Genomic DNA, 11,644 nt, shown 5'->3' with positions numbered 1-11,644 from the left:
GGTCAATTTTAAGTGTAAATCCTAGGGTTTCGATGTAATCATTTTTCAAATATGCTAAAATCCTATATTCTATGAACTAAAGGGTCAATTTTAAGTGTAAAAACTTTAAAAAAGGGGTCAATTTTACTTGACAATCTACAGTAAAATATAGTTCAAATATTAACGGCATTTATACCATAAGAAATAGATGGAATTCAGGATGGTGCAATAAATGTCGCTGATGCTATTCAGGTAGCAAAATATTTCAATCTTGATATAAGCAGTCCGTCCTGAGTATGATAAAAAAGCAGATTTAAATATGGACTTTACAAAAATATTTCAGATTTAATAATAATTGCTAAAAATTTCGGTAAGACGACTAATTCATATGATTCAAAGCATAGATTTGGTTGGTATTCATCCCTCAGCAATTAACTCGAGGCATGGCGGATAGCAAAATGTAGTTCATATATAACAATATACAAAATACGAAAAGTGGTAATGTTGTAAATCCAGGACATTAAGAAGGCCGGTTTAATTCCGGCCTTTATCAAGCAATCTATTTCAATGTGGATAGCTTATTGGATAACAAGTTAATATAGCTGTCAATTTTGCTGCTATCCCCACTGTCTCTGGTTTCCCATAATCTAATAATCATGTTTCCCTTTTGGAAAAATACATATGTAACATATGTATCAGTTAGTTGAAACATTGTTTCTGCACTTGATCGTAACTGGTTCTTGTACGTAACGAAATATCTATCATTTTCCGTTCCGCTACTGTTCATAATCCCATAATCTTTACTATAATTTTTATAGTTGAAATTGTATGATTTACAGGCATTCTCCACACTGTCAAATACAGATACCTTAATATCTAAATGAGCTCCTTTAGGGTCAACACCTGTTAGCATTTCAATAATTCCATCTGACCGTTTTACTGACACCGCAGTATTTACGCCATTGGTAGTATTAACTTCGAATGAGCTAAATGATTCAATGCTCTCAATAATGTCTTTAACACTTTTTATATTTGAAGAAATTTGCAGATTCGTCATTGGTGTAACAACTATATTTTCTTTTAACCTGACATTTCTAATACAAACCTTTTTTGAAAAAAGTAACATTACCACTGCTATTAAGATCAATAGAATGCCAGTAAGTCTTAAGGCATTAAACCCATTTTTAAATTTAACAATTAGTATAATTCCTGCTGCTATTGTAATTAAAGATGTAACTATAACAATTAAAAAACTTATTAATCCATTGCGAAATGCCATAAATTTTCTCCTCACCTATTTCCTTAAATGGCTTTCAAACTCTCCGTTAAAAAGTCTGACTTTTAGATGCACAGTAATTAACATCCTTCATAAATTGTGTAATAGCATCTTTTGTCTTTTGTTCTGTTGCCTTATACCTCTGACTTCCAAATTTCTCTCCAGAATCTATCGGATCATAGCCACCTGCCGGATTTTTTACAAGATCGTAACGTGGATCATCAAATATCTTTATTTTATCATATCCACTATTAGCATGATGAGCATTCACACCAAGTGGGCCAGTATCCCAATCCATATGTGCATCAATATCTTGATATGGATGTAATGCTTTTCCTAACTGTTCAAGAGATTTTTTACGTTGTTTTTCTCTTTCCTCCATCAGGCTTTGTAAACAACTATTTTTTGCTTTCTCTTCACTCATGAAAACCTTTTTGATTTTATAGGAATATGAATTTTCTATATTTGCAACATTGTTGGCATAATCTTTTTCAGCATTATTCCATGTGTCAACAGATTTTTTATAATACTCATCAAAGTGTTGCTGTCTTGTATCTACGCCAGTACCTTTGGTTTGATCAAAATGCCAATCCTGTGTCGCTTTAAGGAAAGGACTTGTTGTAGGGTCTGAATCAACACCGTTATCAGCATTTCCAACTATACTTCCATATTTTTCATTATCTAATAATTTTGAGGCTATCTCAGTTGTTACATCTTTATGGACTAATTCGCCCCAATGTCCACTTGGGTCAAGATACTTAACAGGATTATTTTTTACATATGAATAGAGGTTTAATCCATCGCCTCTGTATGTGTCTTCTTGTGTAAACCTACCAACTACAGGGTTATAGAACCTAGCTCTAAGGTAATATTGTGCTGTAACTTGATCATACTGCTCTCCAGCATACCTGAATCTATTCTGCACCTTCTCTACAGCTTCAACTGTATTACCAAATGCATCATACTGATACCGATTCACTACACTTCCGGCTGCATCAACCAATGCCGTTACATCACCGTGGGCGTTGTTGATATAATAATAACTCTTGCCCGTAACTTCCTTGTGAGCAAGAAGCTCATACCCCCTGATGGAAGAATGCTTGAGGCTTCCGCTTCCATCTAGTTCCGACACTATATCTCTTCCGCTGAACACAAACCTACTAACATTGCCGTTTTCCTGCACCTCATACCTTAGACCTTCAGGGTCATAAACATTTTTAATAAACCCTCCTGCCGGGCTCTGTACAGATGCTGTCCTGTTAAAGCAGTCGTATGTATACTTTGTTATACCCCTATTGCCGCTCTCCTGAATCAGATTGCCGTGGGGATCATACTGGTAATTAGTATGTGCAGCTCCTTCAACCTTCTCTACCAATCTATTTCTTTTGTCATAGCTGTATTCTTCTTTGATATTACCCTTTATTCTACTTATTCTGTTTCCTGCAAAGTCATATGTAAATATTTCTTCAACATCAGGATAAACCACTTTTTCCAGCCTGTTAAGCTTATCATAGCGAAAGCTTGTAACGCTTCCATTTTCAACTTTTTCAACCTGATTCCCATTGTTATCATAGAAATACATATGTGAAATTATTTCTTCACCGGCTTTATTCCTTGATATGATGGATGCTATATTTTTATCATTATCATAGCTGTATTCCACAGTTGTTCCATTACTATAACATATTGAGGCTACAGTACTATCAAGGTTGTAGATGTAGGTGGCTTCCTTTTGTTCTGCGTCCCATACCTCCGAAAGCCTTCCAAGTTCATCATACTTATAAGTTGTAAGTTTTCCTGAGATATCTTTAAGCTCAATAAGGTTGCCTTCTTTATCATACTTGTAGTTAAGAACAGGCTTTCCATTTGCTCTCTTGGACTTCAACTTTAAATTAGGAGTATACTCATAAAAGTAACTGACAGCACCATTGACAGCAGCTTTAAGGCTTCCATCCAGATTGTAGGAGTATTCTTCCCGATAGCCTGATGCCATATCCCTTTTTAAAACAATGTTATCATCCTGATTATATATATATTCACTGATTTTTCTGTTTCTGTCAACCTTTCGAACTAACCTTCCCTGCAAATCATACTTAAAGGAAATACTATCCCCCGCAGGATCTACAATCCGAGAAAGCTTATTTAAGCTATTGAACACATACTCGGTGATATTTCCATTTCCGTCTGCAGCACTTACAATATTTCCGGCATGGTCATAGCTGTATTTTTCAACACTTCCGTCAGCCTTCTGGATTTCTGAAATTCTTCCCCACAAATCAAGCTTGTGCTGGGTCAGGTTTCCTTGGCCGTCTTTAATTCCTGTTATATTGCCCATTGCATCATAAGTGTACTGCTGTGATGCGATTCCCCTTTGTTTTGCCCCAGGTGTTGATATTTCCTTTATTCTTCCGCCAATATCATACTTGTATTCTGCTGATAGCATTGCAGCATCCATCTTCTCAACAAGCTCACCGGCACTATTGAACATTCTCTTTTCTACCACATTTCCAAGAGCATCAATTACCCCTGTTAACCTGTTAAGGCTGTCATATGTAAAAGATTTTCCTATTCCATCATCGGTTTTTGGATCATAGTTTTTAGGAGATACCCTCTTTATCACATTGCCTGCATCATCATAAAACAGCCTTGTGACACCGCCTTCCCTGTCGATAACCCTAACCCTTCTGTTCATACTGTCATAATCATATTTTATTGAGTTTCCGTTGCAATCAGTTTCTTTAGTCAGATTGCCTGCTTTATCATACTCATATTTGGTAATACGAATTTCATCTTTATCTATAATTTTTCTGACCTCGGTGATTCTTCCCGCCTTATCATAGCTTATATGGGTTTTATAACCGAGGGGAGTTGTAATACAGGTCAGGTTGTAGTTGCCATCATAATTGTAAAGCGTCTGGGAAATAGCCTTTCCTTCCACTTTTTCAACAAGATCGTCTCCATCTACTTCCTCAGTCTTCTTTTCCAATAAACCTACACTATTATATCTATATCTTATTATTTTATTCTTCTTATCGTTTATCTTTATTATCTCAGTGGTTCTGCTGCCAAGGCAGTCATAGGAATATTGAATCCTTGCTCCAGTGGAATCGGAAACCTCAACTATGCGATTATTTTTATCATATACATAGCTTATGACATTCCAATCCTCAGGGTATTCCTTATCATCTACATACTCCCTTGAAACCTTTTCCTCAATCCTTCTTCCGGCTTTGTCATAGTTGTAAAGGGTAATGCTATATAAAGCCTTTGAATCCTTTTCATCAACAGGTGCCCTCTTCTCAATGAGCCACCCTGCTGCATTGTATTTGTATATAGTTTCATAGCCTTTTGCATTTGCCTCTTTGATAAGCCTGCCGCCATCATCGTACTGGTAGGCTTTTACCACATTCCCTTCAGGGTCCTTTATCATGGTAAGCCTATTGAGCTCATCATATACATATTCGCAGCCTGCACCATCATCAGTGTAAACATCATACTTTCCCGGTTCAATTGTCTTTATAACATTACCCACAGGATCATATTTTGTCCTTCCGACTCCTCCTGTTGGATATACATCTTTTATCCTTCTCTGGCTCTGATCATATATGTACTCGATACCAATGCCATCAGCAGCATCCTGATCATATAAGTTAGGGTTAATCTCCTTAATTACATTTCCATGGATATCATACTTTAGCGCCATTACATTGTTCAACGGGTCAATGGTTTTAACAAGCCTATCCATATTGTCATAATAAAATTTGTAACCTGTTCCTGAATTCTGCTCACCCGGAAGGAGTTTTTTTACGAGGTTGCCCATCAAGTCATATTCCATCTGGGTAACGTTACCTAATGCATCAATTTTTTTAATCACCTTGTTGATTTCATTATATGTATACTCTATAGTGCCGTAGGGTATGGTTATACCAATCATTCTTCCGGCTTTGTCATATTTATATTTAAATATATTGCCCTCAGCATCCCTTATTAAGGTAGGCTTATCAATATGGTGGTCTTCATATTCAAATTCTGTTATATTACCTTCCGGATCAACCCTCTCCAAAAGTCTTCCATGTTCATCATAGAAATATCCGGTTATAGAATATACATCATCATCAATTCTAACCTTTTCTTCAATAATATTTCCATTTGAATCATATAAAAACAATGTCGCGGAACCACCTGATGTCGCAGTTTTTATAAGGTTTCCAAAGCTGTCGTAATAGTTTGAGATTGTATAACCGTTGGGATATATCTCCTCAAGCAAATACCCCTCTTTATCATAAACATATTCTGTTGTCCTTCCTAGGCGATCTGTTACAGAATCCTTGTTGCCGTAAATGTCATATGTATAGATTTCACTGGTGCCATCTGGATAAACCCTCTCGGATAAAAGGTTTTGCTCGTTATATCTGTACCTTTCAACCACATTTGTTGCATGGAAAATAAAGACGTTCTCCTTATCATCTTCATTATATGTAATTTCAGTTATATTCCCATTTTTATCAAGTTGTTTTATTACCCTTCCCTTCTCGTCGTACTCATTTTTGACATATGGAACACCATTTTGGTCGGTAACTGTTGTAATCCATTTGGCTTCATATGTGTATTTTACTGTTCCGCCATTTGGCAGGGTAACCTCTGTGAGATTGTCCCCTGAGTATTTATATTTTACAATTCTCCCTATATTGTCTGTAATCTGGAGTACTTTACCGGAATTACATAAAAACGTTATTATTTTTCCACCAGGAGTTGTGAGGGTATCAATTTCACCTTTATGGTTGTATGCTAAAAGAAGTGTATTATGATTTTTATCCGATACAGATATGAGTTTTCCGTTTTTATCATAATTAAGGGTTTTTTTATCTTTACTTTTCAATAAGAATTGGCCTGTTTCCAATTCTGTCAGCTTATCTGACTCATCGTCATCGCTTACGTTTGCCCACAGGCCTTCATTTTTTTCATACTCCCTTACACTGCCATCCGGGCAAACGAGAGTCAGTTCATCGCCACGTCTTTCTATCCTGCTTTCAAATTCAAAGGTCCAGCCTTTTCCCATAGGGCCTGTTGATTCATCAGTTGAATTATACTTTCTTTTTATCTCAAGGTTTATCCCTCTGTCTTCAATCAAAAGGTCTTTTGCATCTATGTAAAAGCTTCCTGTTACCACATTAATAGGATCCCCTGAGGTACATACATTTTTTGCCGCCTGGCTTGTATTTTTAGGACTTTTTGACTTTTTACCGTTCCCTTTTCCTTTTTTTAAAGCCCTATTCTTTTTCTTTCTGTTTTCCTGCTTTAACTTCCCGGCCTTTAATTTTTCCAAATCATTTTTAGAAACCTTTGTGCTTTTCCAATTCATATTTTAGCACCTCACTTTAACGAGTGTACCCTTTATATCTGTCTTGCCATCCATTTTTATACTGCTTGCATTGCATACCATATCAATTCCCTTAGCTGCTTTAATATCTATCTTATCTGCATTTATAATCAGATCATTATCGCATTTTATTTTAAGCTCACTGTCAGTAAGTATTTCTATTCCCTTGTCTTCATGCAGGCTTATTAATACCTTGTCATCCTTTGCAGAAAAGGCAAGCTCCTTTTCTGTGTATTTGTTTTCCTTCTTAAACTTGGTCCTGAAATACTTCTCCTCTGGCTTTCCAATCTTGTCTCCGCCTTTTATCTTTCTTCTAACGGAATCAACAACAACGCCTTCTTCCTCTTTGTCAGTTGGAAAATAAAGTTTAACCCGGTCTTCCAGTTCAGGCATGCAGTACCATCCCGTATTTCCTTCCGAGGTATGTGTAGTTGCATAAGGAAACCAATATGCCTTATCCTTCTGCTGCTCCTTGTCAATATCAAGGTGAATCCTTACGTTATCTTCCTTTACTTCTATTACTTTACCTTCTACTGCTTTTTTGCAGGCCTTGCTGTTTAATAGAATATCTTGTGTAAGACCCTTTTGGGGTGTAAGAAAATATGAATGTCTTAATACACTGTTTTCAATATAGCTTATAGAACTATTCACATATAAATTAATACTGTTAAACGTTACAGAATCCCCAATATTCAAAACTTTATCAGTCTCTACTTCAAAGTAAGTAAAATCAGCGATATCTATACCGTCTACCTTATTTTCCGATAGAATTCTATAGTCTTCAACCTTTTTGCTTACATTGTAATTAAACTCCTCAAGGCTGCCTTTGCTTCCTCCCTCAGGGATTCCAAACCAGAACTTGGGTTTATCCGACAAGTAGTCTGCAACAAGACCTGTATTAAAATGTGAAGCCACCCTCTTTAAAAATTCCCAGTCAGTTTCATCATACTGAATTATAAACTTTTTTAGCTTCTCACCCTTCGCCGCCATATCTATAGAATCCCCCGGATAATCAGCTATAACCTTTTTTACAAGATCGGTATATGCCATGTCCTTATCTTGAAAAGAACGCCTTTTTAACTTAACATCCATATTGAAAGTAGATGAGGCCCCAACAAGCTCAATATAATAAATACCTCTTGCAGCCTTTATTTCTATTTCCGTCACAATACCCTTAAAAAGCTTGGTAGATGCAGAATTATCATCTGTCTGGGTAACTTCAATCACATCCTTTATGGTAGCCTGTTCAACATATTTTTCCTTGTTTTCATCTGATAAAATTCCAGATATGTGTATTTTGGAGTGATCGTTTATTCTATGCTCTATCCTCATGTTAAGGATAGTTTTAATATTATAAGGTGATTTGATCTTTATATTACCATACGCAATTGTAGTTTTGCTTCCCATAAAATCCCCCCCGCCTAAACTTTTAAGTTAAATCAAAATATAACTTCCAGAGTTACTGTCCGTTATCTGTTATACTAATCATCCCGCACCACATGCACATTGTCTTTGAGCTATCCAACATTGCAGGAAAATATTCCAATAAAACATCCATTTTTACATTAAACCAAGGTGTAACCGTTGCAGGTATGCACGGCATCTTTTGAAGCACACCGCTTGCTGCTGCTGTTGCGGCTGCAACTGTAGGATTGGCCAGGCTGCTGCATAATCCGAAGGGCATTATGTTCATCATTGGCTTAAAGTCCATCATGTTTCCCTGTGCCTTGTTGTTTATATAGATTTTGTGGTCTACCGGAACCTGAAAAGTACTTTCCTGACTGCCAAAGGTACACTTTAGCTTTGCACCCTGTACTACATAGCTTGCCATAAATAATCCCTTCTTTCATTGTTATATTAAAAGTTTATTGCTTACCCTGAGCCACCTTTTCCTCATCTTTCATTTTATTAAGATCGATTATTTTGTCTCCATATTCAACTTGTTTCTTTTTGGCTTCAGTAATCTCTTTCATCTCTTTTACTTCTTTCTTATCCTTAATATCTTTGTAGTCATCTTTATTTGGTAACCCAACTATGATCTCACATATCTCAATAGCTTTTTCATATCTTCCGATAGCCTTCTCATACTCCTTGTTTTCATAGGCCTTTGCATCTTTAACAAACTCCTCCATCTCTTTCCACTTATCCTTAACTTCTTTTGTGAAGTTTGTTAAAAGCTCTTTATCCTTTGCTTGGCCTGCAGCAGCTGCCTTTGCTTCTTCCAGCTTCTTCTCTACTTCCTCTATCTTTTTTTCAAGTTTATCTACCATATCGTCATAGTAAATATCCTCTGCTTTTTTTAAAGCAGCCTCATATACAGGCAGCGACTCCTTAAATTTACCGTCATCAAAAAGCTTGTTACCCTTACTGAATTGTTCTTTTACATCCAAACAATTTTTTGTGTTTTTTATCTTTTTATCTAATGTATTATACAACTCTTCTTTGCTAAATACATTGTTATCGTACTGTGAGAAAAACTTAAGACTGCCCATGGCATCGGTATAGCTTACCTTGGCGTTTTCAAAATCCTGTTTATCATACTGCTCATCACCCTCAAGAACTTTTTTTAATATGGAATGTTTTGTTTCTACTCTTTCAAGTGACTCTTTCTCATTAATAGCTTTAACAGCTTTTACTGCGTTAGCATAAGCTTCCTCTGCCTGATCATATAGCTTATCCTTAAGATTTTTGTCTCCGTCCTGCTCAAACGCAATTGCATCCTTCTCAAGATTTTTCTTTTTAACATTTCTTACAATTAGACCAATTGACGCAACAATTATTACAGGCACTAGGACCATTGCAATCTTTTTAGCCATTTTAAGCCTTTTATCCTGCCTTGGACCTTCTTTAAAAACCTTATTCATAAGTATTACTGCCAATGTATAATTATTTATGACCTTATTCTGCCTTGATAAAAACAAATCTTCAAGACCGCAGATAATTTCATTGGGCTCTTTACCTTCCTTTAAAGCTTCTACCAGATCCAAGCTGTCGATGTTTTCCCAAAAGCCTGATGTAGCTAGGATAACCGAGTCTCCGTCACACAGCTTAAACTTCTTTGATATAAAAGGAGTGAAGCCCTTTGCATGACCGATAAAGTTTGTTAGATTGTTACGCTCATCATGAAAATTGCACTCTTCGTCAGAAATCTTTCCTGCATCAACCATCATCTGTGCAACACTTTGGTCCTTGCTTCTGAAGCTGAAACCGCCATTCCTGAAGTGGTAAAGCCTTGCATTACCTGAAACAACCCAAATAATATTTGAATAGTCGGTAATCATTATTATCATGCTTGATTTAAGCCTCACACTTGTACTGTTCGCAATAAGTGTTTTGTGTACATGCATTATATAATTCTTTATTTTTCTTCTCGACATGGTTGGATTTTCCAGGAAACGTTCAAAAAAAGAGTTGGCTGCCAATTCAGCACTTTTTACCTCTTCATCCGAATCTAATCCATCGGCAGCAATGTAACATGCCACATCATCCAATTCCGTATATGCAAAAAAGTCTTTGTTTGTTCTATAAGTACCTGCTTCTGAAGTAAAACCTGTTTTAAATTCAATGCTGTTCTTCCTCATTTTTAACCTCCGGCATACATTACCCCTATATGATTAAGAATTGCTTTATTGGCATACTTCCAAAATCACTATAGTGGCATTATCCTGCTTTGGAAAATTCTTAGCTTTTATCATTTCAATTATCTCTTCAGCGGCCTCAAATGGTTTTATCTTTTCCATAAGAATGGTTTCCATTTCGATCTCTGTAATGCTGTTATATACACCATCACTGCACAATATTACCTTATCTCCATGTTTAAGCTTAATAGGCTTCTCACATATCTCAATATCCTTTAAAACTTCTGCACCCAGATAGCTGGTAATTCTTTTTTTCATAGGATTGTTCAGCATCTGGGCCTCAGATATTTTACCTGATATGTACTGCTGCTCAAGCTCCGATTCAAAAATGTGCTTCTTATTTAAGTTTATTAGCTCGCCATTTCTGAAAAGTGCTATGGCACTATCACCTATTGAAGCCCAGTAAAGCATTTCATCAGTTAAAACTACAGATACAAGGGTTGTACCCGATCTGGCACCCTTGGATCTGTCAAGGATCGCTCTGTTACTTAAACGCGATGTATTTCTGAAGAATTCTTCTATGGGAAAAATACTGTAGGAGTTGGAAAACTCCTCAACAAATGTATTAACTGCAATACTGGAAGAAACCTTACCGTTTGTATATCCTCCCATACCATCTGCCAGAACGGCCATTACTCCCTTTTCATTTTCTACAGTGGAAAAGCTGTCTTCCTGCTCGTCCCTTTTACCTATTGTCTGCCCGTTGCCAATGACAATATAGTTATCCTTTTTGGCATTTATCAATCGATACCTTACATAAAAGAGCAAACAGACTACTAATAAAGATGTGAGCACAAAAACATAGGGACCCTGCAAGTAATCAGTCATAAGAATCAATCCTCTTTATCATCGTTTTCCCAATCAAAATGCACACCGCATAAAGGAATAAATATCAATTTGCACTTTCCTAATTCAATAAGGTCATAGGGCGATAATTCAACCGGCACATAAGCAACCTCATTGTTCCTATAGACATCTCCTCTGCCGTCTCCGGGAATAAGAAAGAAGTTTCTTTGCTTTTGATTATAGCTTATTGCAGCATGATTCTTTCTGGAAATCGACATATCTCCGAGTATGGCAATATCCATCTCATCCGATCTGCCTATAAAGTTTCTTCCTTTTCTTATCTTGTAGTCTTTTCCCTTTTGCTCACCTTCGATACAAACAAGCCACCCTACAACAGGCTCAATTCCTAAAGGATCATCGGTTGTTTGTGTCTTCTCCCCATCTATTGCAGGCTGTGGAACTCTTCTTCCAGACTTCTCAAGACCAGCATCACAAAAAGGACATTTATTCCCATATCTTTTTGTATTATACATGTGCCCATTAGAGCATCTAACCAAATCGCTCATTTCAATTCCTCCACCTATT

Annotated in this window: 7 protein-coding genes; all 7 read right to left on the bottom strand. The window is 36.5% G+C overall.

Annotated features, from left to right (window positions below):
* Window positions 1-538: 538 nt before the first annotated feature.
* From VIO64_RS15540 to VIO64_RS15510, 7 genes are read right to left on the bottom strand one after another with little or no spacing between them, the layout of a single operon-like run.
* Window positions 539-1,258 carry a hypothetical protein gene (locus VIO64_RS15540; RefSeq protein WP_331919863.1) on the bottom strand — a complete coding sequence of 240 codons (720 nt, stop codon included), beginning with the start codon at window positions 1,256-1,258 and terminating at the stop codon, window positions 539-541.
* A 46-nt stretch (window positions 1,259-1,304) separates the two neighbouring features.
* Window positions 1,305-6,617, bottom strand: coding sequence for an RHS repeat-associated core domain-containing protein (locus VIO64_RS15535; RefSeq protein WP_331919861.1), 5,313 nt, complete (start codon window positions 6,615-6,617; stop codon window positions 1,305-1,307).
* Between the two features lie 3 nt (window positions 6,618-6,620).
* Entirely contained in the window at window positions 6,621-8,042 is a 1,422-nt protein-coding gene (locus tag VIO64_RS15530) for a contractile injection system protein, VgrG/Pvc8 family (protein ID WP_331919859.1), read from the bottom strand.
* Between the two features lie 52 nt (window positions 8,043-8,094).
* Window positions 8,095-8,466 carry a DUF4280 domain-containing protein gene (locus VIO64_RS15525; RefSeq protein WP_331919857.1) on the bottom strand — a complete coding sequence of 124 codons (372 nt, stop codon included), beginning with the start codon at window positions 8,464-8,466 and terminating at the stop codon, window positions 8,095-8,097.
* Window positions 8,467-8,500: 34 nt separating this feature from the next.
* On the bottom strand, window positions 8,501-10,216 hold the full coding sequence (locus VIO64_RS15520; RefSeq protein WP_331919855.1) for a hypothetical protein: 1,716 nt from the start codon (window positions 10,214-10,216) through the stop codon (window positions 8,501-8,503).
* Between the two features lie 45 nt (window positions 10,217-10,261).
* Window positions 10,262-11,101: a PP2C family protein-serine/threonine phosphatase gene (locus VIO64_RS15515; RefSeq protein ID WP_331919853.1), complete on the bottom strand. Its 840-nt coding sequence runs from the start codon at window positions 11,099-11,101 to the stop codon at window positions 10,262-10,264.
* Between the two features lie 5 nt (window positions 11,102-11,106).
* Entirely contained in the window at window positions 11,107-11,625 is a 519-nt protein-coding gene (locus VIO64_RS15510; RefSeq protein ID WP_331919851.1) for an FHA domain-containing protein, read from the bottom strand.
* Between the last annotated feature and the right edge of the window lie 19 nt (window positions 11,626-11,644).

Source organism: Pseudobacteroides sp., assembly GCF_036567765.1.
In the GTDB taxonomy this organism is placed as follows: domain Bacteria; phylum Bacillota; class Clostridia; order Acetivibrionales; family DSM-2933; genus Pseudobacteroides.
The sequence above is the reverse complement of the archived record's forward strand: the minus strand, read 5'-3'. Positions and strand labels throughout refer to the sequence as shown.

Excerpts from the sequence above, each read along its gene's own strand:
- VIO64_RS15515 (WP_331919853.1), bottom strand. The coding sequence starts at position 11,101 with ATGACTGATTACTTGCAGGGTCCCTATGTTTTTGTGCTCACATCTTTA.
- VIO64_RS15530 (WP_331919859.1), bottom strand. The coding sequence starts at position 8,042 with ATGGGAAGCAAAACTACAATTGCGTATGGTAATATAAAGATCAAATCA.
- VIO64_RS15540 (WP_331919863.1), bottom strand. The coding sequence starts at position 1,258 with ATGGCATTTCGCAATGGATTAATAAGTTTTTTAATTGTTATAGTTACA.
- VIO64_RS15510 (WP_331919851.1), bottom strand. The coding sequence starts at position 11,625 with ATGAGCGATTTGGTTAGATGCTCTAATGGGCACATGTATAATACAAAA.
- VIO64_RS15535 (WP_331919861.1), bottom strand. The coding sequence starts at position 6,617 with ATGAATTGGAAAAGCACAAAGGTTTCTAAAAATGATTTGGAAAAATTA.
- VIO64_RS15520 (WP_331919855.1), bottom strand. The coding sequence starts at position 10,216 with ATGAGGAAGAACAGCATTGAATTTAAAACAGGTTTTACTTCAGAAGCA.
- VIO64_RS15525 (WP_331919857.1), bottom strand. The coding sequence starts at position 8,466 with ATGGCAAGCTATGTAGTACAGGGTGCAAAGCTAAAGTGTACCTTTGGC.